The sequence below is a fragment of the Rhodoferax sp. SPJ21 genome, assembly GCF_058216335.1.
This window is the reverse complement of sequence record NZ_JBYZMO010000002.1, coordinates 1-23,126: the sequence shown is the minus strand read 5'-3', so window position 1 is coordinate 23,126 and position 23,126 is coordinate 1. Positions and strand designations below refer to the sequence as shown.

Sequence of the window (23,126 nt, the reverse complement as noted above, 5' to 3'; positions counted from 1 at the left end):
GAGACAACTGAATGAACACATCCCTTCCCTTGCACGGCAAAGTCGCCGTGGTCACCGGCGGTACCCAGGGCCTGGGCGCAACCATTGCGGCACTGCTGGCCGAGCGCGGCGCCCGCGGCATCGTCATCTGCGGGCGCAACCGCGCCAAGGGCGAAGCCCAGGCGCAGCAGATCCAGCAGGCCAGTGGCGCGCAAACCTTGTATGTGCAGGCCGATCTGGGGCTGGTGGAGGATTGCCGCGCGGTGATCGCCGCTGCCGACAAGGCGTTTGGCCGTATCGACATCTTGGTCAACGCCGCTGCCGTCACCGACCGCGGCAGTATTCTGGACACCGACCCGGCCCTGTTCGACCAGATTTTTGCGGTGAATGTGCGGGCGCCTTTTTTCCTGATGCAGGAAGCCATCAAGGTGATGCGCCGTGAAGGCATAGAAGGCAGCATCGTCAACATTGGCTCCATGTCGGCTTTGGCTGGCCAGCCTTTCATCGCCGCCTACTGCGCCTCCAAGGGTGCGCTGGCCACGCTGACGCGCAACACCGCCTACGGCCTGCTGCGCAACCGCATCCGAGTCAACGGGCTGAACATTGGCTGGATGGCGTCGGAAGGCGAGGATCGCATCCAGCGTGAATTCCACAGTGCCGATGCCGACTGGCTGGACAAGGCCGCCGCTGCCCAGCCTTTTGGCCGCTTGGTGGACCCGAAAGAGGTGGCGCGTGCCGTGGCCTTCTTGTGCTCGGACGAGTCTGGGCTGATGACCGGCTCGGTGGTGGAGTACGACCAGTCGGTATGGGGCGGCTACGACGGCTCGCCGCAGCCGTTGGCGCCTCTGTGATTTGCTATTGAATAAATAGCTGCTTGCGCAGGTAGTGCCTGCGCTACAGGCCGATTTTGCTTGAAACCACTCAGCCGACCAGCGCGCCGTCTACAAACACCTTCAGCTCACCCGGAGCGAAGGCCGTCCAGGCCTCGTTGGTGGTCAGTGGCGCGGTGGCCACCAGGGCCACGCGGTCCTGGGCGGTGGTGTGTTCGGCAAAGTTGACGCTCAGGTCTTCGTCTTTCAGCGTGGCGTGCGCGAACGGGTGCTGGCGCTCCAGGTAGTGCAGCTGCGTGGAGGCGTGGGCCCACAGCGCTTCGCCGTTGCTCAGCAGAAAGTTGAAGGTACCGTGGCGGGCGATGCGGGCCGCCAGCTCGCGCAGGGTCAGCGTCAGCTCGGCCACGCTGGGTACGCCGGCGTGGGACTTGGCCAGCTCTTGCATCACCCAGCAGAACGCGCGTTCGCTGTCGGTATTGCCCACGGGCTGGAAGCTGCTGTGCAGGCGCGGGTGGAAGTCTTTCAAATCGCCGTTGTGGGCAAACACCCAGTAGCGGCCCCAGAGTTCGCGCACAAAGGGGTGGCAGTTTTCCAGCGCCACCACGCCTTGCGTGGCTTTGCGGATGTGGGCGATGACATTGCGGCTCTGGATGGGGTAGCGGCGTATCAGCTCGGCCACCGGCGACTCGCAGGCCGCCTGGTGGTCCACGAAATGGCGCAGGCCCCGGCCTTCGAAAAAGGCGATACCCCAGCCGTCGCTGTGGTGGTCGGTGCGGCCGCCGCGTTCAGCAAATCCGCTGAAGCTGAACACCACATCGGTCGGCGTATTGCAGTTCATTCCAAGAAGTTGGCACATGGGGTTAGTCTTTCGGCGTAGGGAAGAGGCCCGCCGCACAGCGCGGGCACAGGCAGGCCCGGTTCAGTGCTTCGGGCGGCAATTGGGCCAGCGCTTGGGGGGCCACGCTTTGCCTTGTGCACCAGCAGGGTGGTTGTGCCATGCCGCTGCTACGCTCCAGTTCCATGGCGCAGCGGTTGGCCTGGCCACATAACGGGCATTGGCTGGGCTGGATGGCGGTGGGCGGCGTATCGGCGGGCATGGGGAATCCTGGGTGTACGGGGCTAGGCCGGCTGGGGGTGGGTGGAAAATCCGTGTTTCGTGCTTTATTTACGTGCACTTGATGCTACTTATTTTGTAGTATTGCCCGCGCCGTTCGGTAGGCCTCGGCATAAATATCTGGCGCTGGCGGTTTTCCCTAAAATCAAATGTATCAATACCTTACACAATCGAACGTGGGGCAGACAATATTTACTATGCGGTGAGATCGCAAAGTAGTGCAAAGGCCGGATATGCGCATGAATTTCACAATAAAAGCACTGTTTACGCTGGTCGGTATGGGCCTGGGGCCCATAGTTTTAGCCGCTACGGTGGCCGGCTCTGCAAGCCCCTTGGCTGAAAACCCCGCGACCGCGGCGGCTTTGGACTTTTCGACGGGCCATGATGCCGGTTCAGCCGATGGGGCGCACAAGTCCTCAGCCGCCAAGACGGACGAGACGGCTTCGATGGTCCGCACCGCCCCCGACGCACCAGCCCCCTTGGGCAATGCGAATGCCGCCATTGGTAAGCCCGCCCATGACGAGTCGATTAGCGCGGCCTACAAAGACCTGTTGAAGGCAACTGGCGCCCAAGACACCTACCAGAACCTGAGTGCCGACCCGAGCCTGGAAAAGGCCCGCCAGGTACTGGATGCCGGCAGCGAAGAGGAGATCGATGCAGCGCGCAGAGCCCGGGTGAATAGCGAGGCATCTGCCAACATGCGCACCGGCGGCCCGGAGCGCACAGAAGAGCAAATACGCCAGGACGAGGCCCGCGCATCCTTGCTGGCCGCGCAACTGCTGGACGAGGTTGCGCCCTGGGTGGGCGGTGCCGTCGTCCTATATGTAGGCATGAAGATCGCGCGCTATTTCTTGCTGCGCAGCCGGGCAAAGGCGTCCCGGCGACGCAAGAGCCGCCGCTCCATGGTCCGTTCCCGCTGAGTTCTCTACCCGGCGGTGTGGCTTTGTACTGTTTGCCGCATACGGGCGAGAGTACAATGCAGATGCAATTAATTCGTATTTGCATTTTTGCGGAGCGGGCATAGGGTCTGCGCCCTTGGAATGCAGCTTCTATCCCCATCCTTCTCATGAAAATTTCCATTCCGTTTTTGGCACGGGCTGCGGCACTGGCAGTGGGTGTGTTGGCGACGTCCGTGTGGGCGCAAGCGTCTGATCCGCTGGTGGTGTACAACGCCCAGCACGTCAGCCTGACCCAGGCCTGGGCCGATGGTTTCACCAAGGAAACCGGCATCAAGGTGATTTTGCGCAACGGTGGCGACAGTGAATTGGGCAACCAACTGGTGCAAGAAGGCGCGGCCTCCAATGCCGACGTGTTCCTAACCGAAAACTCCCCCGCCATGGCCCTGGTGGATGCCGCTGGCCTGTTCGCGCCGCTGGACCCTGCCACCCTGGCCCAGGTGCCTGCCAGCTTCCGCCCAGAGCATGGCCGCTGGATTGGCGTCGCTGCCCGCACCACGGTGTTTGTGTACAACAAGAAGAAGTTCACCCCCGAACAGTTGCCCAAGTCCATGATGGACCTGGCCAACCCCAGCTGGAAGGGCCGTTGGGCTGCATCGCCTGCGGGCGCAGATTTCCAGGCCATCGTCAGCGCCATGCTGGAACTCAAGGGTGAGCCCGCGACGGCCGCCTGGCTCAAGGCCATGAAGGAAAACGCCACGCCTTACAAGGGCAATAGCGTTGTGCTGAAGGCGGTGAACGCAGGCCAGATCGATGGCGGCATCATCTACCACTACTACCGTTTCGGCGACCAGGCCAAGACCGGTGAAAACAGCAACAACACCGCCCTGTACTACTTCCGCAACGAAGATCCGGGCGCTTTTGTCAGCATCTCCGGCGGCGGCGTGCTGGCTAACAGCAAGCGCCAGGCCCAGGCCCAGGCGTTCGTCAAATGGGTGACGGGCAAGGGCGGTCAAGAGATCCTGCGCACCGGTGACTCGTATGAATACGCCGTAGGTTTCGGTGCCCCATCCAACTCCAAACTCGTGCCACTGGCCGAGTTGCAGTCGCCCAAAGTCGAGCCTTCTAAACTGAATAGCAAAAAAGTGTCGGACCTGATGACCCAGGCGGGCTTGCTATAAAACTTGAGTGTCAGTCGTACCTTCGGTCCTCTCTAGCGCGCCTGCCATGCCAGGCGCGCTGCCGCATTGGTTGCGCCGCATGCGGCGCTTTTCTGCGTCCTGGGTGGGCGCAGCGGCCATTGCGGTGTCCTTGTTTGCGCTGCTGCCACTGGGCTTTGTAGTCTGGGTGGCCTGGAACACGGGCTGGGAGGTTGCGGCTCCGCTGGTGTTCCGTCCGCGCGTTGGCGAGCTTCTGGTCAACACGGCCTGGCTGGTGGCCTGCACCGTGCCCTTGTGCGCGATCTTGTCATTGGCGCTGGCCTGGCTGACCGAGCGTAGCGATCTGCCCGGCGCCCGCACCTGGGCCTGGCTGGCGGTGGCGCCCTTGGTGGTACCGGCTTTTGTCCATAGCTACGCTTGGATCACCGTGGCGCCGGGTCTGCATGGTTTGGCCGGCGGCATGCTGGTGTCCATCCTGGCGTATTTTCCGTTTATGTACCTGCCCCTGTCTGCCGCGCTGCGCCGCCTGGACCCGGGCATGGAAGACGCTGCTGCATCCCTGGGCCTGGGGCCCTGGGCGGTGTTTTTCCGTGTAGTGCTGCCGCAGCTGCGCCTGGCCCTGTGTGGCGGCGGCCTGCTGGTGGGCCTGCATCTGCTGGCCGAATACGGTCTGTTTGTGATGATCCGGTTTGACACCTTCACTACCGCCATCGTGGACCAGTTCCAGTCCACCTATAACGGTCCCGCCGCGAACATGCTGGCGGGCGTGCTGGTAGTGTGTTGCTTTGCCTTGCTGGCGCTGGAGTCCGGCCTGCGCGGCAATGAGCGCTATGCCCGTGTGGGCGCGGGTGCTGCCCGCATGCCCATGCGCGCCCGTCTGGGCCGCTACACGGTACTTGCCTGGCTGCTGCCGGCCGTGACGGCCTTGCTGTCTTTGGGTGTGCCGCTGTTTACATTGGGGCGCTGGCTGATTGCCGGTGGCGCGGCGGTTTGGCACTGGGAGGTGATGGCCTCGGCCCTGGGCCAAACCCTGGCGCTGGCTGTGGCCGGCGGCGTGCTGACCACGCTGGTGTCCGTGCCCATGGCCTGGCTGTCCATCCGCGCACCGGGTCGCCTGCAGCGCCTTACCGAGGCGTGCAACTACATGGTTGGCTCGCTGCCCGGCGTGGTGGTGGCCCTGGCCCTGGTCACCGTGACTGTGCGCGTAGCCCTGCCGATTTACCAAACCGTTTTCACTGTGCTGCTGGCTTATGCGCTGATGTTTTTGCCGCGCGCCTTGGTCAGTCTGCGTGCGGGCATTGCCCAGGCGCCGGTAGAGCTGGAATATGCGGCGCGCAGCCTGGGCCGCTCGCCCGCACAGGCGCTGTGGTCCGTGACCTTGCGCCTGGCCGCGCCGGGGGCTGCGGCCGGTATGGCCATGGTGTCCCTGGGCATCACCAACGAGTTGACGGCCACCTTGCTGCTGGCGCCCAGCGGCACGCAAACCCTGGCGACGGCCTTCTGGGCTTTCAGCAGCGAAATCGACTACGCCGCAGCCGCACCGTATGCGCTGACCATGGTGCTGCTGTCCATGCCTATGACCTGGCTTTTGTATGTGCAATCGAAACGGACCGCCGGAAGATGAGTTTTCTTGAATTGAATGCGGTGCGTAAAAGCTATGGCCCGGTGGTGGCGCTGGACGGCGTGGACCTGCATGTGCCCGCCGGCAGCCGCACCGCCATCGTTGGGCCTTCTGGCTCCGGAAAAACCACGCTGCTGCGCCTGATCGCCGGCTTTGAGGCGCCCGATGTGGGCCGCATCAGCCTGGGGCGCCAGCAACTGGCCCAGGGTCTGCAATCCGTGCCGGCCCACCAGCGCGGCATCGGCTTTGTGCCGCAGGAAGGGGCTTTGTTTCCACACCTCAGCGTGGCTGACAACATTGGCTTCGGCCTGGCCCGCAACGCGCCCGACCGCAGCCAGCGCATCACCGAGCTGATGCAGATGGTGGCCCTGGACCCGGCCATGCTGTCGCGCCGCCCGCACGAACTGTCGGGCGGGCAGCAGCAGCGCGTGGCCCTGGCCCGCGCCCTGGCCTTGCGGCCGCGCCTGATGCTGCTGGACGAGCCGTTTTCGGCGCTGGACACAGGTTTGCGTGCCAGCACCCGCAAAGCCGTGGCCCAGCTGCTGGGTGCCGCCGGTATCACCACCATTCTGGTCACGCACGACCAGGCCGAGGCCTTGTCCTTCGCCGACCAGGTCGCTGTGATGCGTGGCGGCAAGCTGGTCCAGGTCGGCGCGCCGAACGCGCTGTACCTGCGCCCGGTAGATGCTGCCACCGCCCAGTTTTTGGGTGAAACCATTCTGCTGCCGGCCCAACTGGCGCAGGGTTGGGCGACCTGTGCGCTGGGCGTGATCGCTGTTAACGACAGTGAACGCAGCGGTCCGGCGCAAATCATGCTGCGCCCGGAGCAGCTGCAGCTGACCCCCGTTCCGACGGAACAGCTGGACCCAGACGCTGAAGCCTGCTGCGGCGTGGTGGAAGACATCGACTTCGGCGGTGCCTTGTGCGGCCTGACCGTACGCCTGCTGGACGAGGCCCAGGCGGGCACCGAGCCGCTGCTGGTGCGCAGCCCGGCCATCCACATCCCGCCGCTGGGTTCTACCGTGCAAATTACCGTCATGGGCCAGGCCCACGTATTTGCCAACTTTGTCACGGTATAAAAAACTTGTAAAAACTTTGTCAACCGGTCGTTGGGGCAGCTCGTTGTAGGTGCACAAGGAGTTTCCCATGACCACGATAGCCCAACGCAACGAATACAACTGGCCCTCTGACGATCGCGATCGTCGCCGGATGCCCGCACGCTAAAGTGCAGGCGGCCCACCCCCCGGTGCCACGCCGGGCGAGCAGTGGGTTTGTAAACAAGATCGGCAGCGCAAGCTGCCGTTTTCTATTGTGGGGGAAATGCCCTCCAGCGCAGGTTCTACTTGCGCTGGTAGCTGCATATTCCATAGCAAATACAGCTTGGATCGGCTCGCTGCAAGTCAAAAAAATGGCACCCTAGGGTGCCATTTTTGTGCATGAAATCAGGCGCTGGCGCAGGTATTACCTGCGCGGGCAGCTACTGATTCAATAGCAAGCCATCAGGCCGTGCCTGCCTTCACCTTCAGGCGCCAGGCATGCAGCAGCGGCTCGGTGTAGCCGCTGGGTTGCTCCAGGCCCTTGAACACCAGGTCGCAGGCTGCTTTGTACGCGGCGCTGGTGGCAAAGTGGCCAGCCATGTTTTTGTAAAGCTTGTCGCCCGCGTTCTGCTTGTCCACCACGGCGGCCATCCGCTCGAAGGTTTCGGTGATCTGCTCTTTGGTCACCACACCATGGTGCAGCCAGTTGGCCATGTGCTGGCTGCTGATGCGCAGCGTGGCGCGGTCTTCCATCAGGCCCACGTTGTGGATGTCGGGCACCTTGGAGCAGCCCACGCCCTGGTCCACCCAGCGCACCACATAGCCCAAGATGCCCTGGGCGTTGTTGTCCAGCTCTTGTTGCTTCTCGGCGGCGCTCCAGTGGGGTGTGGGGGTGACCGGGATTTGGAGCAGGTTGTCCAGAATGCCGTCGCGGGCCTTCTCGTAGTTGGTCTTTTCCAGTTCCTTCTGCACGTCGCGCACCAGCAACTGGTGGTAGTGCAGGGCGTGCAGGGTGGCGCCGGTGGGGCTGGGCACCCAGGCGGTGTTGGCGCCGGCCTTGGGGTGGGCAATTTTTTGCTCCATCATGGCCTTCATCAGGTCGGGCATGGCCCACATGCCCTTGCCGATCTGTGCCTTGCCGCGCAGGCCGCTGCTCAGGCCGGCCAGCACATTGTTCTTTTCATAGGCCTGGATCCAGGCGCTGGTCTTCATGTCGCCCTTGCGCACCATGGGGCCGGCCAGCATGGCGGTGTGCATCTCATCACCCGTGCGGTCCAGAAAGCCGGTGTTGATGAAGGCCACGCGGCTTTCGGCGGCGGCGATACAGGCTTTCAGGTTGACGCTGGTGCGGCGCTCTTCGTCCATGATGCCCAGCTTGACCGTGCTGTCGGCCAGGCCCAGCATCTTTTCCACGCGGCTGAAGAGCTCGGCGGCAAACGCCACCTCGGCGGGGCCGTGCATCTTGGGCTTGACGATGTAGACCGAGCCCTTGCGCGAGTTGCGGATGGCGTCCTTCTTGGTCTTCTTCAGGTCGTGCAGGGCGATGGTCGTGGTGATGACCGCGTCCATGATGCCCTCGGGAATCTCTTGCGTGCTGCCGTCGGCGGCGGTGTAGGTGATGGCCGGGTTGGTCATCAGGTGGCCCACATTGCGCACGAACATCAGGCTGCGGCCATGCAGCTTCACGTCCTTCTTGCCCTCGGGCGAGGTGTAGATGCGGTCGGCGTTCAGGCCGCGGGTCAGCGTCTTGCCACCCTTGTCAAAGCTTTCGGTCAGCGTGCCTTGCAAGATGCCCAGCCAGTTGCCGTAGGCCTGCACCTTGTCTTCGGCGTCCACCACGGCCACCGAGTCTTCCAGGTCCAGGATGGTGGACAGCGCGGCTTCCAGCACCAGATCGCTCACGCCAGCTGCGTCGCTCTTGCCGATGGGCGTGGCGCGGTTGATGATGATGTCCAGATGCAGGCCGTTGTGCTCCAGCAGCACGGAAGAGGGCGCCTTGGCCTCACCCTGGAAGCCCACGAACTGCGACTTGTGCTCCAGCTTGGAGCTGCTGCCGTCCTTCAGCGTGACGACCAGCTCGCCGCCCTTGACGCGGTAGCCGGTGGAGCCCACGTGCGTGCCCTTCTTCAGCGGCGCGCAGCGGTCCAGCACATTGCGTGCGTACTCGATGACCTTCTTGCCGCGCTTGGGGTTGTAGCCTTTCGGCCCCACTTTCTCGCAGCCTTTTTCTTCGCTGATCACGTCCGTGCCGTACAGCGCGTCGTAGAGCGAGCCCCAGCGCGCGTTCGCGGCGTTCAGCGCGTAGCGCGCGTTCAGCACCGGTACCACCAACTGCGGGCCCGCCTGGATGGCCAGCTCGGCGTCCACATTCTTGGTGCTGATCTTCACCTTCTTAGGGCTGGGCACCAGGTAGCTGATCTCTTCCAGAAAGGCCTTGTAGGCAGGCATGTCGGCGATGGGGCCGGGGTGGGCCTTGTGCCAGCTGTCCAGCGCCGTTTGCAGGCGGTCGCGCTCGGCCAGCAGGGCGATGTTCTTGGGCGCCAGGTCCGCCACGATCGCACTGAACCCGGCCCAGAAGCTGGCGCTGTCCACACCGGTACCGGGTAGCACTTTGTCTTCAATGAACTGGTCCAGAACGGTGGCTACCTGGAGCTGGTGGCGGGTGGTGCGTGCTGTCATAGTGGTGCGCCTTTGCGAGGGTGGGTCGGAGAATAATGGCTTAAGCAAACGATGGGCCTATCGTATTCGATACTTAATCGGCCATTAATTCAGTTAAATTGCATTTATATGTGACAAAAATAGATGCAATGGAGCCTTGCTTCCTTATTGTCACCAATCCGGGGAAAAACCTGCATGTCCGCTGTCCACAATGAAGAAAACCCAACGCCCGCACTGCCCTACGCTGGCCTGCGCGTCGTCGAATTCACCCACATGGTCATGGGCCCCACCTGCGGCCTGGTGCTGGGGGACTTGGGGGCCGAGGTGATCAAGGTCGAGTCGATCGGCCATGGCCGCGAGGGCGATGCCACGCGCCAGCTGCTGGGCGCGGGGGCCGGCTTTTTCGCGCTGTTCAACCGCAACAAGAAAAGCCTGGCGCTGGATCTGCAGACGCCCGAGGGCAAGGAGGCGGTGCTGCGTCTGATCGCGACGGCCGACATCGTGAGCGAGAACTTCAAGCCCGGCACCATGCAAAAGCTGGGGCTGGACTACGCCAGCCTGAAGACGCTGAACTCGCGCCTGATCTATATCAGCCACAAAGGCTTTCTGCCCGGCCCCTACGAGCACCGCACGGCGCTGGACGAGGTGGTGCAGATGATGGGCGGCCTGGCCTATATGACAGGCCGCTCCGGCGACCCGCTGCGCGCCGGCACCAGCGTGAACGACATCATGGGTGGCATGTTTGGCGCCATCGGGGCCATGGCGGCGCTGGCGCAACGTGAGAAAACCGGCCTGGGCCAGGAGGTGCAAAGCGCGCTGTTTGAGAACAACGTCTTCCTGGTGGCCCAGCACATGATGCAGTACGCCGTGACCGGCAAGCCCGCCGCGCCCATGCCCGAGCGCCTGTCGCCCTGGGCCATCTACGACGTGTTCAAGGTCAAGGACGGCGAGCAGATTTTTCTGGCCGTGGTCAGTAATTCCGCCTGGGCCGTATTCTGCGAGGTCTTCGGCTTTGCCGACCTGTTTGCTGACGAGCGCCTGAAGTCCAGCAACGACCGGGTGCGTGCCCGCGAATGGATGATGCCCATCCTGCGCGAGCGCATGGCGCCGTTCAGCGCGGCGCACATCGCCGAGGTATTTGAAAAGCACGCGCTGCCCTACGCGCCTATCACCCGCCCGCAGGACCTGCTGGACGACCCGCATTTGCTGGCCACCGGCGGCCTGGCGCCCATGGAGTTGCCCGATGGCCGCGCCAGCCAGACCGTGCTGCTGCCGTTGACGCTGGACGGCCAGCGCCCCGGCGTGCGCCTGAACCCGCCCAAGCTGGGCGAGCACAGCGCCGAGCTGCTGCGCGGGCTGGGCTATGGCGAGGCCGAGATAGCCGCCTTGATGCTATTAAATACATAGCTGATTGCGCAGGTATTACCTGCGCTGGAGCCTTTTTTCCTGATTGGATACATGTCTCGGATCGCGACCACGCGCATTCAAAACCCCGTTCGCCCTGAGCCTGTCGAAGGGCTTGCTGATAGAGCCCTTCGACAGGCTCAGGGCGAACGGGTGTGGTGATACGTCTGATGTATGTTGCTAATCAGGCTTGTTTTATTAGATTTGTGAACCGATGGATCGCCTCAAAACCCTGGAAACCTTTGTCGCCGTCGTGGCGCGCGGCAGCCTGACGGCGGCGGCCCAGGCAGAAGGTGTGGCCCCGGCCATCATCGGCCGCCGGCTGGACGCGCTGGAAGAGCGCCTGGGCGTCAAGCTGCTGCTGCGCACCACCCGGCGCATCAGCCTCACGCACGAAGGCTCGGCTTTTTTGGAGGACTGCCAGCGCGTGCTGGCCGACCTGGCGAATGCCGAGGCCAGTGTGTCAGCCGGCGGTGTCAAGGCCAGCGGGCATTTACGCATCACCGCGCCGGCCGGCTTTGGCCGCCGCCATGTAGCGCCGCTGGTGCCCTGGTTCCGCGAGCGGCACCCGGAGGTGACGGTGTCGCTGAACCTGAGCGACCGCGTGGTGGACCTGGGCGGTGAAGGCTTTGACTGCGCGGTGCGGGTGGGCGACCTGCCCGACTCCAACCTCGTCAGCATGCGCCTGGCCGACAACCGCCGCCTGTGCGTGGCCACGCCTGCTTTTTTGCAGCGCTTTGGGACGCCGCAGCACCCCAGTGAGTTGTCGCGTTTTGCCTGCCTGGCCTTGTCCAGCGAGTCTTCACAGACGCGCGGTTGGGCCTTTCAGCTGCCAGTGGCGGGTGGCGACAAAGATGCGGTTGAGCTGTTCTATACCAAGCCCAGCGGCCCGCTGGCCTGCAGCGACGGCCAGGTTTTGCACGACTGGTGTCTGGCCGGCTACGGCATTGCCTGGCGCAGCACCTGGGAGGTGGAGGCCGAGATTGCCAGCGGCCAACTGGTGTCGGTGCTGGACGCATTTGCCGCGCCGCCGAATGGCATCTACGCGGTGTTCACGCAGCGCAAGCACCTGCCGCTGCGGGTGCGGCTGTGGATAGACTTTTTGAAGCTCCACTACAGCCAACCGGGCTTCTGGACGGCTGCGGACCGCAGCGGACGGGCCTGAAAACACAAAAACCCGGCGAACCGGGTTTTGCATGGGGAGGGCGGGGGGTTTAGCCTTTTAAGCAGTCGCTCATGAACTTCTTGCGCTCGTCGCCCTTGAGCGCCTTGGTTTTGGCGTCGGCGTTGCAGGTCACCATCTTGTTTTGCTGGGCGGTCTTGCCATCGGCTGCTGCTGGCGCGTCGGCGCTCAGGCAGGCTTTCACGGCAGCCTTGTATTCATCGCCTTTTTTTCCTTTGGCTTCTTTGCTGCAGGCCGACATCTTGGCTTGCTGGGGAGTTGGCTCCTTGTCGGCCGCATGGACCAGGCCCATAGACAGAGTCAGACCCAGGGCGGCTAGGAGAGGTAATAGTTGTTTCATGCAAGCTCCAGAAGAGATGTTTGTGGGGGTAAATCCAGTGCGCGAGGTCCGAAGACGACTGGATTGCAACCCATAACGCCGCAATGCGCAAGCCGGAGGACCGGGGTAGCAATGACCCCCCGGTAAAATCCGGCCATGCTCTCAGTCAAACACGAATTGCTCGCGGCGCTGGCCGTCGGGCTGGAAAAAATTGCCCCCGGCGCTGGCGCTAAAGCCGCGTTCGAGTCCCCTAAAGTGGCCGCGCACGGCGATTTCGCCTGCACCGCCGCCATGCAACTGGCCAAGCCGCTCAAGCTGAACCCGCGCCAGCTGGGTGAAAACCTGCGCGTGGCTCTGCTGGAGCAGCCAGCTTTCGAAAAATGGGTCGAGGCCATCGACATCGCCGGCCCGGGCTTCATCAACATCAAACTCAAGCCCGCCGCCAAGCAGGAAGTGGTGCGCGAGGTGTTGGCCGCCGGACTCAGCTTCGGCGTGCAGCCCAGCAACAACCAGCATATCCTGGTGGAATTCGTCTCTGCCAACCCCACCGGCCCGCTGCATGTGGGCCACGGCCGCCAGGCAGCGCTGGGCGACGCCATCTGTAACCTGTACGCCACCCAGGGCTGGGACGTGTACCGCGAGTTCTATTACAACGATGCTGGCGTGCAGATCGGCACCCTGGCCACCAGCACGCAGATGCGCGCCAAGGGCTTCAAGCCCGGCGACGCCGAATGGCCCGAAGCCGCCTACAACGGCGACTACATCGGCGACATCGCGCAGGACTTCCTGACCGGCAAGACCGTCAAGGCCGACGACCGCGAAGTCACGGCCTCGGGCAATGTGGACGACCTGGATTCCATACGCGAATTCGCCGTGGCTTATCTGCGCCGCGAGCAGGATCTGGACTTGCAAGCATTTAAGGTGAAGTTCGACAACTTCTACCTGGAGTCCAGCCTGTACACCAGCGGCCGTGTGGACGCCACCGTCAAGCGCTTGCAGGAAGCCGGCAAGACCTACGAGCAAGACGGCGCGCTGTGGCTGCAGTCCACCGACTACGGCGACGACAAGAACCGCGTGATGCGCAAGACCGACGGCAGCTACACCTACTTTGTGCCCGACGTGGCCTACCACATCGCCAAGTGGGAGCGCGGCTTCACCAAGGTGGTGAACATCCAGGGCACCGACCACCACGGCACCATCGCCCGCGTGCGCGCCGGCCTGCAGGCGGCCAATGTGGGCATCCCTCAGGGCTACCCAGACTACGTGCTGCACACCATGGTGCGCGTGGTGCGCGGCGGCGAAGAGGTGAAGATATCCAAGCGTGCCGGCAGCTACGTGACCCTGCGCGACGTGATCGACTGGACCAGCAAGGACGCGGTGCGCTTCTTCCTGCTGAGCCGCAAGCCGGACACCGAATACACCTTCGACATCGATCTGGCGCTGGCCAAGAACAACGACAACCCGGTGTACTACGTGCAGTACGCCCACGCCCGCATTTGCAAGATGCTGCGCGACTGGGGTGGCGATGTGGCGAAACTGCAGGGCGTGGACTTGTCCAGCCTGCTGGTTCCCCAGGCACAGACTTTGATGCTGCAACTGGCCAAGTACCCCGAGATGCTGACCGCAGCAACCGATGGCTTTGCCCCGCACGACGTGACTTTCTACCTGCGCGAGCTGGCCGCCAACCTACACAGCTACTACGACGCCGAACGCGTGCTGGTGGACGACGAGCCGCTCAAGCTGGCGCGCCTGGCCTTGGTCGCCGCGTGTGCGCAGGTATTGCACAATGGCTTGGCAGTTCTGGGCGTGGATGCTCCAGAAAAAATGTAATTGACAGCAAGCATGACAAAACACAAGCAAAGCGGCGGCACCATCCTGGGCTTCATCATCGGGGTGGTGGTCGGCCTGGGCTCGGCGCTGGCGGTGGCGGTCTATGTCACCAAGGTGCCGGTGCCGTTCATGAGCGGCAAAACCCAGGCCAATGGCGCAGACCACGACGCGGTCGAAAGCCAGAAAAACAAGGACTGGGACCCGAACACCCCCTTGCACGGCAAAAACACGGTGCGCCCTGCTGCGCCCGTGGCATCCGGTGCGGTGGATGCGGCGGCCCCGATGGTGGTGCCACCACCAGCCCCGGCGGCGACTCCGGCTGTGGTGCCCGCACCCCCGGCGGCAGTTGCCGCCAAGCCAGAAGCGAAGCCAGAAGCCAAGCCATCGGCGGCCGCTTCCGCGGATCCGTTGGGTGATCTGGCCAAGGTTAAAGCCAAGGCAGCTGCGTCGGCGACTGTGGCCACGGCGCCTGCGCTGGCACCCACGGCTGAGCCGTTTGAGTATTTCGTGCAGGCCGGTGCCTACCGCACGCCCGAAGATGCCGAGGCCCAGCGCGCCAAGCTGGCGATGATGGGCATGGAGGCCAAGGTCACCGAACGCGAGCAGTCCGGCCGCACCGTCTACCGGGTGCGTATGGGCCCTTATGCCAAGCGCGATGATGCCGACCATGCCAAGGACCGGCTGGAAAGTGCCGGTAACGAAACCACCCTGGTGCGAGTGCAGCGCTGACCAGCCCTATTGAAGCTGGTGCCGCGCGCTGAACTTTTGCGCCCGGCGCCGGTCCGACCCCCCACAAGGAGTGATTTGCAATGAAACGTCGTGAGTTTTCGCTGGCTTCAGCGGGTGTGCTGGCTGGTTCCACGCTGGCTGTGGGCCACACCGGTAGCGCCTTGGCGCAGGGCAAGCCGCCCGTGGCAGGCACGGATTATCTGGTGCTGGACAAGCCGGCGCCTACCGAAGCCCCGGCCGGCAAGATTGAGGTGATCGAGTTCTTCTGGTACGCCTGCCCGCATTGCAATGCGTTTGAGCCCGCACTGGTGGAGTGGCTCAAGCGCCTGCCCAAGGATATTTCCTTCAAACGCGTGCCTGTGAACTTTCAAGACAGCTTCATTCCGCCGCAAAAGCTCTACTACACGCTGGAGGCCCTGGGCCAACTGGATGCCCTGCATGGCAAGGTGTTCAACGCCATCCATGTGGAGCACCAGCGTCTGGACAAAGATGATCTGGTGATCGCCTGGGCCGTGAAGCAGGGCCTGGACAAGACCAAGTTCACCGAGACCTACCAGTCCTTCGGTGTCAGCACCAAGGTGCGCAAGGCGTCCCAGTTGCAGCAGGCCTACCAGGTGGCGGGCGTGCCCGCGCTGGGCGTGGCCGGCAAGTTCTACACCGACGGCAGCCAGGCGCAGAACATGCCGCGCGCACTGACCATCGTGGAATATCTGGTGGCCGAGCAGCGCAAGAAAGCCTGATTCCGTCAAGGCCAGAGAGATGAAAAAGCCCGCGTCAGCGGGCTTTTTTCTGGCTACGTCCAACTCAGGGTGGCTGGCCGTTACAATGGATTGCAAGATTCGTGCCTCTATGAAAATCAACACCCTACTCTCATTGCTCTTGGTTTGTTTCGTCGGCCTAGGCGGAGCAGCCCACGCGGAAAAAGCCGACAAACTTAAGCCTATGAATATCGAGGCGGACGCGGCGCGCTATGACGATCTGAAGCAGACCAACGTTTTTACCGGCAAGGTGGTGATGACCAAGGGCACCATCATCATCCGTGGCGCCCGCGTCGATGTGCGCCAGGACGCCGAGGGCAACCAGTTCGGCGTGGTGACGGCCGAGCCGGGCAAGCTGGCGTATTTCAAGCAGAAGCGCGACGGCCTGGACGAATACATAGAAGGCGAGGGCGAAACCATCGAGTACAGCAGCAAGCTGGACAACGTGCGTTTCATCAAGCGGGCCATTTTGCGCCGCCTGGTTGGCAGCAAGGTGAACGACGAAATCACCGGTGAACTGATCGTCTACGACAACACCACCGACGTATTCACCGTGGACAGTGGCACAGCCGGCAGCAATCCCGGTGGCCAGAATGGCCGCGTACGCGCCATGTTGACCCCCAAGGCCGCAGCGTCGGCCCCTAGCGGCACGGCGCCTGCCGGTGCTGCACCGGTGCTGCGCTCCACTACCACGCTGGAGGGCATGAAGAAGTGACGGCGGTGGTGGAGTCGGGAGAAAGCCGCCTGGAGGCGCGCCATCTGCAAAAAGCCTACGGCAAGCGCAAGGTCGTGAAAGACGTGACCCTGGCCGTCAAAAAAGGCGAGGTGGTGGGCCTGCTAGGCCCCAACGGTGCGGGCAAAACTACTTCCTTCTACATGATCGTGGGCCTGGTGCGGGCCGATGGCGGCCATATTTCCATCGACGGCCAGTCGGTGGAGCACATGCCCATCCACCGGCGTTCGCGCCTGGGCCTGAGCTATCTGCCCCAGGAAGCCTCGATTTTCCGCAAGCTCACGGTGGAAGAGAACGTGCGCGCCGTGCTGGAACTGCAGCACGACGAGGCCGGCAAATCCCTCACCCACGCCGAGATCGAAAAGCGCCTGACGGCCCTGCTGCAGGATCTGCGGGTGGAGCATTTGCGTGAGTCGTCGGCCATGGCCTTGTCCGGTGGCGAGCGCCGCCGTGTGGAAATCGCCCGTGCCCTGGCCACCCAGCCCCGTTTCATTCTGCTGGACGAGCCCTTTGCCGGTATCGACCCGATTGCCGTGATCGAGATCCAGCGCATCATCGGCTTCCTGAAGTCGCGCGGCATTGGCGTGCTGATCACCGACCACAACGTGCGTGAAACGCTGGGCATTTGCGACCACGCCTACATCATCAGCGACGGCCATGTGCTGGCCGAGGGCACGCCGTCCGAGATTGTGGACAACGCCGATGTGCGTCGCGTCTACCTCGGCGAACATTTCAAGATGTGATGTCCCGATGAAGCAAGGCTTATCCCTACGCGTTTCACAGCATCTGGCGCTGACGCCCCAGTTGCAGCAGTCCATCCGCCTGCTGCAACTGTCCACCCTGGAACTGAGCCAGGAAGTGGACCAGATGCTGGACGACAACCCGTTTCTGGAACGCAATATGGACGAGGCTCCACGCGAGGAGTTCGGCCTGGCCCAGTCCGATACGCCGGTCAGCACAGGGGAGCGTGAGGCTGAGGTTGCTACAAGTTCTATAGCTGAATACGCAAGTGAATCCAGCGCGGAAGCCCCAAATGATGCTGAATCCCCTTTGACCGGCGGTGACGACACCAGCTGGGATGGCGACGGCACTTCCGAGATCAAACCCGACGACAGCGAATGGGGTGGCGATGCCCCGGCGCGCCAGAACAACCTGGGCGATGACGGCGAGATGGACGCCACCGAGCTGGCCCGCAACCAGGAGTCGCTGACCAGCTATTTGCACCGCCAGGCCCTGGCCCTGCGGCTGGGCGAGGTGGACCAGGCTGCGCTGCGCTTTTTGATCGAGTCGCTGAACGACGACGGCTACCTGGAAGACGATTTCGAAACCCTGGCGCGTGGCCTGGCCGGCGACGACGCCGAGAGCGTGGAAGAGCTGGTACACCGCTTCACCGTGGCGCTGAGCTTGCTGCAAAGCCTGGAGCCGGCGGGCGTGGGCGCACGGCATCTGGGCGAATGCCTGTTGCTGCAGCTGCAGAGTTTGCAGTCCGTGCTGGGCGAGGACCCTGCACGCAAGGTGGCTATGCGCATCTGCCGCCAGTCCATGGATCTGCTGGCCCGGCGCGACGTGAAGCGCCTGGCCCAGCTGTGCCGCGCCACCGAGACCGACATCAAGGCCGCCATGGCGCTGATCGCTAGGCTGGAGCCCAAGCCGGGGCGGCGCTTTGTCGATGTGGAGCGCAACATCGTGGTGCCCGACGTGATTGTGGTCAAGGTCGGGCGTGGTGGCCAGGCCCGCTTCCGCGTGCAGCTGAATGCCGAGGTCATGCCGCGCTTGCGCGTGCACGACATCTACGCCAATGCGCTGCGCCAGCACAAGGGCGGCGGCAAGGACTCGTCGAACAATGCCGCGCTGCAGCAACGCTTGCAGGAGGCGCGCTGGTTCATCAAGAACATCCAGCAGCGCTTTGACACCATCTTGCGGGTCAGCAACGCTATCGTCGAGCGGCAGAAGAACTTCTTCAGCCACGGTGCGTTGGCCATGCGCCCCCTGGTGCTGCGCGAGATCGCCGACGAGCTGGGTCTGCACGAGTCCACCATCAGCCGCGTCACCACCGCCAAATACATGGCCACGCCCTACGGTACCTTCGAGCTGAAGTATTTCTTCGGTTCGTCCCTGGGGACCGAGACCGGCGGCAATGCGTCCAGCACTGCGGTGCGCGCGCTGATCAAACAGTTTGTTTCGTCTGAAGACCCCAAGAAGCCGCTCAGCGACAGCCAGCTGTCCGACATGCTGAAAGAGCAGGGCATTGAATGCGCGCGCCGCACCGTGGCCAAGTACCGCGAAGCGCTCAGAATTGCTCCGACGAATCTGCGCAAGGCTTTGTAATGGACGGCACCGGACAAGCCCGGTGACGCTATGAAACGATTGATATGAACCAACTTCAACTATTTTTACCCTGCGCCGCCGGCGTGGAAGAGCTGCTGGCCGAAGAGGTGCATGGCATTACCGGCCTGCAGGGCGAAGACCTGCGCGTGATGCGGGGCGGCACGCTGGTGCGTTCCTCCTGGCGCGACGCGATGCGCCTGAATCTGCACAGCCGCCTGGCGCAGCGTGTGCTGATCGAGCTGTCCAACACCGAATACCGCAGCGAAAAAGACCTGTACGAAGCCGCCAGCAATGTGGCCTGGGAGATCTGGTTCACGCCCAAGCAAAGCTTCAAGATCGAGGTCACGGCCCAGCACAGCCCGCTGAATTCGCTGAACTTCGCCGCGCTCAAGGTGAAGGACGCGGTGGCCGACCGCTTCCGCTTCAAGACCGGCGTGCGCCCTGACGTGAACGTGCAGTGGCCCGATGTGCGCATCTACCTGCACCTGACCACCGAGCGCGCCACCATCTACATCGACACCTCGGGCGACGCGCTGTTCAAGCGCGGCTGGCGTGAAGACAAGGGCGACGCGCCGCTGAAAGAGACGCTGGCTGCGGCCATGATCGCCGCCAGCGGCTGGGACGGCACCACGCCCCTGTACGACCCCTGCTGCGGCAGCGGCACCATCGCGATCGAGGCCGCGCAGATCGCCTGCAATATTGCGCCCGGCAGCCTGCGCCGCTTTGGCTTTGAGAAGCTGCTGCCGTTCCAGCCCCATGTGTGGTCCATCATCCAGGACCAGGCCCACGAGGCTGAGCACGAGCCCCAGACGCAGATCTTCGGCAGCGATGTGGCCTTCCGCATGGTCGATTTCGCGACCCGCAATGCCGAGCGCGCGGGTGTCAGCGGTGTGGTCGAGTTCCGTGGCGGCGATGCCTTGCAGCGCATGCCGCCAGCCGAGTCCGGCGTGATGCTGCTGAACCCGCCCTACGGCGAGCGGATTGAAGTCGCCGGTGTCGCTGGCCGGCGCGAAGCCGCGCAGACCGAAGACGGCAGCGCCGACTTCTTCCCCCAGCTGGCCACCCACTGGAAGCGCAACTACGCCGGCTGGACCGCCTGGATGCTGACGCCCGACCTCAAGCTGCCGGGCAAGATGCGCCTCAAAGAGTCGCGCCGCGTACCGATGTGGAACGGCCCCATCGAATGCCGCCTGTTCCGCTTCGACATGGTTGCTGGCTCTGCACGTCGTGGTGCGGACGTTCCCAAGGATGTCTGAGCCGCAGGCAGTGCGCAATGCAGTGCTGGACACCAACATCGTGCTGGACATCTTTTTGTTCGACGACAAGGTGGCCAAGCCGCTGAAACCTGCGCTGGAGGCGGGCCAGTTGCGTTGGCTGGCAACTCGGCACATGCGCAACGAGCTGGAGCGGGTGCTGGACTACGCCCACCTGGTGCCCAAGCTGGCGTTCTACCAGCTGACCGCTGCCGATGTGCTGGCCGCGTTTGACCGCCACACCACGCTGGTCGATGTGGCGCCCCGCGTCCATTTGGTTTGCAAGGACCCTGACGACCAGTGTTTCATCGACCTTGCCGTGGCCCACCGCGCCCTGTTGTTGAGCAAGGACAAGGCCGTGCTTTGTATGAAAAAACGCCTGCTAGCGCATGAAGTATCTGTGCAGGCAGCTATATAAAATGTAGCAATACGGATCGGGCGATGCGCAGCGAGCCGCGTAGCCCAGGTATGCCGCAGAACCGGCTTTGCCGGGCTGCTGGCATCGCCTCCTGCATGTCATATCGGTTTTTCAAACCGATATGAGGGAGGTGGCGAAAACATGCGTTGTCGGACTTGCAGTCCGACCCCGGGGCAGTGTGGAGCCTGGGGGTGTTCCCACTATTCCATTTGTAGTTTGAAGCTGTCCGCGCTGGCGTGTGGCCAGTAGAACTTGAACACATTTGGCAGGCCGCTGATGTCGCGGTCCAGCAGCGCGTTCAAGGGCAGCGGCGGCATGATGGTCACCAGCAGCTTGACCCCGGTTTCATTCACCCTGCGCACGATGTGGTGGGCGGTGATCTCATTCGGATGCAGCAAGCCCGCGGCCTGCACCATCTCCTTCAGTGCCTTCAGCGTGTTCTGGTGGAACTGGTGTACCCGTTCGGCCTTGTCGGGCACGATCAGCGCCTGCTGGCGCACCGGGTCTTGCGTGGTCACGCCGGTCGGGCAGTGGCCGGTATGGCAAGCCTGGGCCTGCAGGCAGCCCAGCGCAAACATGAAGCCGCGCGCTGAATTGCACCAGTCGGCGCCCAGCGCCATCATGCGTGCGATATCGAAGGCGCTGACCACCTTGCCCGCACAGCCCAGCTTGATACGGCTGCGCAGGCCCACGCCGCGCAGTGTGTTGTGCACCAGTTGCAGGCCTTCCTGCAGGGGGGCGCCCACGTGGTCGGTGAACTCCAGTGGCGCTGCGCCGGTGCCGCCTTCGGCCCCATCGACCACGATGAAGTCGGGCGTGATGCCGGTGACCTGCATGGCCTTGACCATGGCAAACCATTCCCAGGGGTGGCCTATACACAGCTTGAAGCCGGTGGGCTTGCCGCCCGAGAGTTCGCGCAGCCGGGCTATGAACAGCATCATCTCCACCGGCGTATTGAAGGCACTGTGGGCAGACGGCGACACGCAGTCCACGCCCTCGGGCACGCCACGGGCTTCGGCAATCTCGGCGCTGACCTTGGGGCCGGGCAGCACACCGCCGTGCCCTGGCTTGGCGCCCTGGCTCAGCTTGAGTTCGATCATCTTGACCTGCGGCTGGCTGGCGTTCACGGCGAAGCGCTCGGGGTTGAACGTGCCGTCGTCGTTGCGGCAGCCAAAGTAGCCCGAGCCAATTTCCCACACCAGGTCGCCGCCATGCACCTTGTGGTGTGCCGAGATCGAGCCCTCGCCGGTGTCGTGTGCAAAGCGCCCGCGCTGCGCGCCCTTGTTCAGCGCCAGGATGGCGTTGGCCGACAGTGCGCCAAAACTCATGGCCGAGATGCTGAATACGCTGGCGTCATACGGCTGGGTGCAATTGGAGCTGTCGGCCTGCATACCGGTCTGGCTGTCCAGGCCGATGGTGATGCGGAAGTCGTGGGTCGGCACCTCGGTGGGTGACACGGAATGGTTGATCCACTCGTAGCCCTCGGCCAGCACATCCAGCTGGGTGCCGAAAGGGCGCTTGTCGATATCGCCCTTGGCGCGTTGGTAGACCAGGGCGCGCTGCGAGCGTGAGAACGGTGTCGCGTCGTTGTCCGCCTCGATGAAATACTGGCGGATCTCCGGGCGCACGAACTCCAGCATGTAGCGCATATGGCCTATCACCGGGTAGTTGCGCAGTACCGATTTTTTGGTCTGCTGCAGGTCATACAGGCCCAGGCCGACCAGACCCAGAAACACCAGCCCGGGCAGGGCACCGGTGTGGAACGCCACCAAGCTGAAAATGCTCAGCAACAGGCCCATAACGCACATGCCGAACACGGTGTAGCGGATCGGATAAATCGAATTCAAATAGTCCAGCATCGGGGTGTTTTCTCCTGGCGCGATGCTACTGGCTAAACTTGGGGTTTGCTATCCGAGAACACCATGACCGCCCTGACCGCTGCCCCTTTACAACCCGACGACTTCGAAGCCCTGGACCTGATTCTGGAGGACTTGCGCGAGCGGTATGACGAAACCCCGCAGTGGGAGTTTTGTGAAGGCTTCATGGCCGCCGTGGTGTGCTGCCGCCGAGCCATTCCGGCCAGCGAATATCTTTCGGTGCTGCTGGATATCGGCGAAGACGGTGAAGGTAGTTTTGCCGACGACGCCCAGCGCGCGCGCTTCATGGAGCTGTGGGACCGCCGCTGGAACGAGGTGAAGTCCGCACTGGACGAAAAAGACGTCAACAACCTATCCGACGAGCGCGCCTACACCCCCGAGGTGCTGGACGTGCGCGCCATGATGCTGTCGCTCAGCCCCGAAGAGCGTGCCGAAGCCTTGGTTGGTGAGGAAGAAGGCCCGCTGCCTTCTTTCGGCCAGGTCTGGGCGCTAGGCTTCATGTTTGCGGTCGAGGCCTGGCCCGACGAGTGGGAAGCGCCGGCCAAAGACAAGGAAGCCGTGCAGTGGCTGGACGGCGCCCTGAGCGCCATCGTGGCTCTGACCGAAGATGACACCGGCCCTGCCGAGGTGTCGGCTTTTGGTCCGGACGAAGAGGGTGGTGAAGAGCCCCCGCCCAGCATGTCCGAAGCGCGCATGGAGGCCTTTGGCGAAGCCATGTGGGCGGTATATGACTTGCGCGAACTCTGGCGCTCGCTCGGCCCCCGCGTGGAGCAGGTGCGCAAGGAACCTACTCCTGGCCGCAACGATCTGTGCCCCTGCGGCAGCGGTAAAAAGTACAAGAAGTGCCACGGCGCAACTTGATGTGCGCCGCTCCCTAGCAGGCTGCTGAAATACCGCCCACCGACATGCACGCCGACCCCGCCGTTGCCGGAATTTTGAGGATTCGGCGCGCAACGAAGGTCAGACTGCTCGCTTCGAAGCCGATTCGGGCCTTCTGAA

At 63.4% G+C, this 23,126-nt stretch carries 21 protein-coding genes; 16 read left to right on the top strand and 5 right to left on the bottom strand.

Annotated elements, in window-relative coordinates; translation table 11 throughout:
- Positions 1 to 11: 11 nt before the first annotated feature.
- Positions 12 to 830, top strand: a complete 819-nt coding sequence (locus AC4BBN_RS07860) for an SDR family oxidoreductase (protein WP_490591432.1) — start codon at positions 12 to 14, stop codon at positions 828 to 830.
- Positions 831 to 900: 70 nt separating this feature from the next.
- On the opposite strand, the gene AC4BBN_RS07855 is transcribed toward AC4BBN_RS07860, so the two are convergent.
- Positions 901 to 1,665 carry a class II glutamine amidotransferase gene (locus AC4BBN_RS07855; RefSeq protein WP_490591431.1) on the bottom strand — a complete coding sequence of 255 codons (765 nt, stop codon included), beginning with the start codon at positions 1,663 to 1,665 and terminating at the stop codon, positions 901 to 903.
- A 4-nt stretch (positions 1,666 to 1,669) separates the two neighbouring features.
- Positions 1,670 to 1,906 (bottom strand): cysteine-rich CWC family protein, encoded by a 237-nt coding sequence (locus tag AC4BBN_RS07850; protein ID WP_490591430.1) that lies wholly within the window; start codon positions 1,904 to 1,906, stop codon positions 1,670 to 1,672.
- 256 nt (positions 1,907 to 2,162) lie between these two features.
- Here AC4BBN_RS07850 and AC4BBN_RS07845 point away from each other — a divergent pair, with 256 nt between their 5' ends.
- The 4 genes from AC4BBN_RS07845 to AC4BBN_RS07830 all read left to right on the top strand — a co-directional run bounded on the left by AC4BBN_RS07845 (position 2,163) and on the right by AC4BBN_RS07830 (position 6,679).
- Positions 2,163 to 2,843 (top strand): hypothetical protein, encoded by a 681-nt coding sequence (locus AC4BBN_RS07845; protein WP_490591429.1) that lies wholly within the window; start codon positions 2,163 to 2,165, stop codon positions 2,841 to 2,843.
- 146 nt (positions 2,844 to 2,989) lie between these two features.
- Complete coding sequence (locus AC4BBN_RS07840) at positions 2,990 to 4,000, top strand: iron ABC transporter substrate-binding protein (RefSeq protein ID WP_490591428.1); 1,011 nt, start codon at positions 2,990 to 2,992, stop codon at positions 3,998 to 4,000.
- Positions 4,001 to 4,079: 79 nt separating this feature from the next.
- On the top strand, positions 4,080 to 5,603 hold the full coding sequence (locus AC4BBN_RS07835) for an ABC transporter permease (RefSeq protein ID WP_490591427.1): 1,524 nt from the start codon (positions 4,080 to 4,082) through the stop codon (positions 5,601 to 5,603).
- Positions 5,600 to 6,679, top strand: coding sequence for an ABC transporter ATP-binding protein (locus AC4BBN_RS07830; protein WP_490591426.1), 1,080 nt, complete (start codon positions 5,600 to 5,602; stop codon positions 6,677 to 6,679). Before AC4BBN_RS07835 ends, AC4BBN_RS07830 begins: the two co-directional genes overlap by 4 nt.
- Positions 6,680 to 7,099: 420 nt before the next feature.
- On the opposite strand, the gene AC4BBN_RS07825 is transcribed toward AC4BBN_RS07830, so the two are convergent.
- Entirely contained in the window at positions 7,100 to 9,316 is a 2,217-nt protein-coding gene (locus AC4BBN_RS07825) for a malate synthase G (protein WP_490591425.1), read from the bottom strand.
- Between the two features lie 174 nt (positions 9,317 to 9,490).
- Between AC4BBN_RS07825 and AC4BBN_RS07820 the strand changes: the two genes are divergently transcribed.
- Positions 9,491 to 10,702, top strand: a complete 1,212-nt coding sequence (locus AC4BBN_RS07820) for a CaiB/BaiF CoA transferase family protein (RefSeq protein WP_490591424.1) — start codon at positions 9,491 to 9,493, stop codon at positions 10,700 to 10,702.
- 211 nt (positions 10,703 to 10,913) lie between these two features.
- A complete protein-coding gene (locus AC4BBN_RS07815) occupies positions 10,914 to 11,864 on the top strand; it encodes a LysR family transcriptional regulator (protein WP_490591423.1) in 951 nt (316 codons plus the stop codon).
- 49 nt (positions 11,865 to 11,913) lie between these two features.
- Here AC4BBN_RS07815 and AC4BBN_RS07810 read toward each other — a convergent pair whose 3' ends face one another.
- Positions 11,914 to 12,222: a PsiF family protein gene (locus AC4BBN_RS07810; RefSeq protein WP_490591422.1), complete on the bottom strand. Its 309-nt coding sequence runs from the start codon at positions 12,220 to 12,222 to the stop codon at positions 11,914 to 11,916.
- Positions 12,223 to 12,357: 135 nt separating this feature from the next.
- Between AC4BBN_RS07810 and argS the strand changes: the two genes are divergently transcribed.
- The 8 genes from argS (at position 12,358) to AC4BBN_RS07770 (ending at position 20,250) form a co-directional block, all read left to right on the top strand.
- Positions 12,358 to 14,031 carry an arginine--tRNA ligase gene (gene argS, locus AC4BBN_RS07805; protein ID WP_490591421.1) on the top strand — a complete coding sequence of 558 codons (1,674 nt, stop codon included), beginning with the start codon at positions 12,358 to 12,360 and terminating at the stop codon, positions 14,029 to 14,031.
- A 12-nt stretch (positions 14,032 to 14,043) separates the two neighbouring features.
- Positions 14,044 to 14,760: an SPOR domain-containing protein gene (locus tag AC4BBN_RS07800; RefSeq protein WP_490591420.1), complete on the top strand. Its 717-nt coding sequence runs from the start codon at positions 14,044 to 14,046 to the stop codon at positions 14,758 to 14,760.
- A gap of 80 nt (positions 14,761 to 14,840) precedes the next feature.
- Positions 14,841 to 15,500, top strand: a complete 660-nt coding sequence (locus AC4BBN_RS07795) for a thiol:disulfide interchange protein DsbA/DsbL (protein WP_490591419.1) — start codon at positions 14,841 to 14,843, stop codon at positions 15,498 to 15,500.
- A gap of 109 nt (positions 15,501 to 15,609) precedes the next feature.
- On the top strand, positions 15,610 to 16,233 hold the full coding sequence (lptA, locus tag AC4BBN_RS07790) for a lipopolysaccharide transport periplasmic protein LptA (protein WP_490591418.1): 624 nt from the start codon (positions 15,610 to 15,612) through the stop codon (positions 16,231 to 16,233).
- Between the two features lie 8 nt (positions 16,234 to 16,241).
- Positions 16,242 to 16,994 carry an LPS export ABC transporter ATP-binding protein gene (gene lptB, locus AC4BBN_RS07785; protein ID WP_490591417.1) on the top strand — a complete coding sequence of 251 codons (753 nt, stop codon included), beginning with the start codon at positions 16,242 to 16,244 and terminating at the stop codon, positions 16,992 to 16,994.
- A 7-nt stretch (positions 16,995 to 17,001) separates the two neighbouring features.
- Positions 17,002 to 18,579 carry an RNA polymerase factor sigma-54 gene (locus AC4BBN_RS07780; protein WP_490591416.1) on the top strand — a complete coding sequence of 526 codons (1,578 nt, stop codon included), beginning with the start codon at positions 17,002 to 17,004 and terminating at the stop codon, positions 18,577 to 18,579.
- A gap of 44 nt (positions 18,580 to 18,623) precedes the next feature.
- Positions 18,624 to 19,835, top strand: coding sequence for a THUMP domain-containing class I SAM-dependent RNA methyltransferase (locus AC4BBN_RS07775; RefSeq protein ID WP_490591415.1), 1,212 nt, complete (start codon positions 18,624 to 18,626; stop codon positions 19,833 to 19,835).
- Complete coding sequence (locus AC4BBN_RS07770) at positions 19,828 to 20,250, top strand: putative toxin-antitoxin system toxin component, PIN family (protein ID WP_490591414.1); 423 nt, start codon at positions 19,828 to 19,830, stop codon at positions 20,248 to 20,250. The genes AC4BBN_RS07775 and AC4BBN_RS07770 overlap by 8 nt, the downstream gene beginning before the upstream one ends.
- A gap of 200 nt (positions 20,251 to 20,450) precedes the next feature.
- Here the strand turns inward: AC4BBN_RS07770 and AC4BBN_RS07765 are convergent, their stop codons facing one another.
- The gene (locus AC4BBN_RS07765) at positions 20,451 to 22,109 is read right to left on the bottom strand and encodes an FMN-binding glutamate synthase family protein (protein WP_490591413.1); all 1,659 of its coding nucleotides are present in this window, start codon (positions 22,107 to 22,109) and stop codon (positions 20,451 to 20,453) included.
- 63 nt (positions 22,110 to 22,172) lie between these two features.
- On the opposite strand from AC4BBN_RS07765, the gene AC4BBN_RS07760 reads away from it, so the two are divergent.
- Positions 22,173 to 22,988: a UPF0149 family protein gene (locus tag AC4BBN_RS07760; protein ID WP_490591412.1), complete on the top strand. Its 816-nt coding sequence runs from the start codon at positions 22,173 to 22,175 to the stop codon at positions 22,986 to 22,988.
- Positions 22,989 to 23,126: the final 138 nt, after the last annotated feature.

What these genes read in the sequence shown, in the direction of transcription:
- AC4BBN_RS07860 (WP_490591432.1), top strand. Translation starts at nt 12, where the DNA reads ATGAACACATCCCTTCCCTTGCACGGCAAAGTCGCCGTGGTCACCGGC.
- AC4BBN_RS07855 (WP_490591431.1), bottom strand. Translation starts at nt 1,665, where the DNA reads ATGTGCCAACTTCTTGGAATGAACTGCAATACGCCGACCGATGTGGTG.
- AC4BBN_RS07850 (WP_490591430.1), bottom strand. Translation starts at nt 1,906, where the DNA reads ATGCCCGCCGATACGCCGCCCACCGCCATCCAGCCCAGCCAATGCCCG.
- AC4BBN_RS07845 (WP_490591429.1), top strand. Translation starts at nt 2,163, where the DNA reads ATGAATTTCACAATAAAAGCACTGTTTACGCTGGTCGGTATGGGCCTG.
- AC4BBN_RS07840 (WP_490591428.1), top strand. Translation starts at nt 2,990, where the DNA reads ATGAAAATTTCCATTCCGTTTTTGGCACGGGCTGCGGCACTGGCAGTG.
- AC4BBN_RS07835 (WP_490591427.1), top strand. Translation starts at nt 4,080, where the DNA reads ATGCGGCGCTTTTCTGCGTCCTGGGTGGGCGCAGCGGCCATTGCGGTG.
- AC4BBN_RS07830 (WP_490591426.1), top strand. Translation starts at nt 5,600, where the DNA reads ATGAGTTTTCTTGAATTGAATGCGGTGCGTAAAAGCTATGGCCCGGTG.
- AC4BBN_RS07825 (WP_490591425.1), bottom strand. Translation starts at nt 9,316, where the DNA reads ATGACAGCACGCACCACCCGCCACCAGCTCCAGGTAGCCACCGTTCTG.
- AC4BBN_RS07820 (WP_490591424.1), top strand. Translation starts at nt 9,491, where the DNA reads ATGTCCGCTGTCCACAATGAAGAAAACCCAACGCCCGCACTGCCCTAC.
- AC4BBN_RS07815 (WP_490591423.1), top strand. Translation starts at nt 10,914, where the DNA reads ATGGATCGCCTCAAAACCCTGGAAACCTTTGTCGCCGTCGTGGCGCGC.
- AC4BBN_RS07810 (WP_490591422.1), bottom strand. Translation starts at nt 12,222, where the DNA reads ATGAAACAACTATTACCTCTCCTAGCCGCCCTGGGTCTGACTCTGTCT.
- argS (WP_490591421.1), top strand. Translation starts at nt 12,358, where the DNA reads ATGCTCTCAGTCAAACACGAATTGCTCGCGGCGCTGGCCGTCGGGCTG.
- AC4BBN_RS07800 (WP_490591420.1), top strand. Translation starts at nt 14,044, where the DNA reads ATGACAAAACACAAGCAAAGCGGCGGCACCATCCTGGGCTTCATCATC.
- AC4BBN_RS07795 (WP_490591419.1), top strand. Translation starts at nt 14,841, where the DNA reads ATGAAACGTCGTGAGTTTTCGCTGGCTTCAGCGGGTGTGCTGGCTGGT.
- lptA (WP_490591418.1), top strand. Translation starts at nt 15,610, where the DNA reads ATGAAAATCAACACCCTACTCTCATTGCTCTTGGTTTGTTTCGTCGGC.
- AC4BBN_RS07780 (WP_490591416.1), top strand. Translation starts at nt 17,002, where the DNA reads ATGAAGCAAGGCTTATCCCTACGCGTTTCACAGCATCTGGCGCTGACG.
- AC4BBN_RS07775 (WP_490591415.1), top strand. Translation starts at nt 18,624, where the DNA reads ATGAACCAACTTCAACTATTTTTACCCTGCGCCGCCGGCGTGGAAGAG.
- AC4BBN_RS07770 (WP_490591414.1), top strand. Translation starts at nt 19,828, where the DNA reads ATGTCTGAGCCGCAGGCAGTGCGCAATGCAGTGCTGGACACCAACATC.
- AC4BBN_RS07765 (WP_490591413.1), bottom strand. Translation starts at nt 22,109, where the DNA reads ATGCTGGACTATTTGAATTCGATTTATCCGATCCGCTACACCGTGTTC.
- AC4BBN_RS07760 (WP_490591412.1), top strand. Translation starts at nt 22,173, where the DNA reads ATGACCGCCCTGACCGCTGCCCCTTTACAACCCGACGACTTCGAAGCC.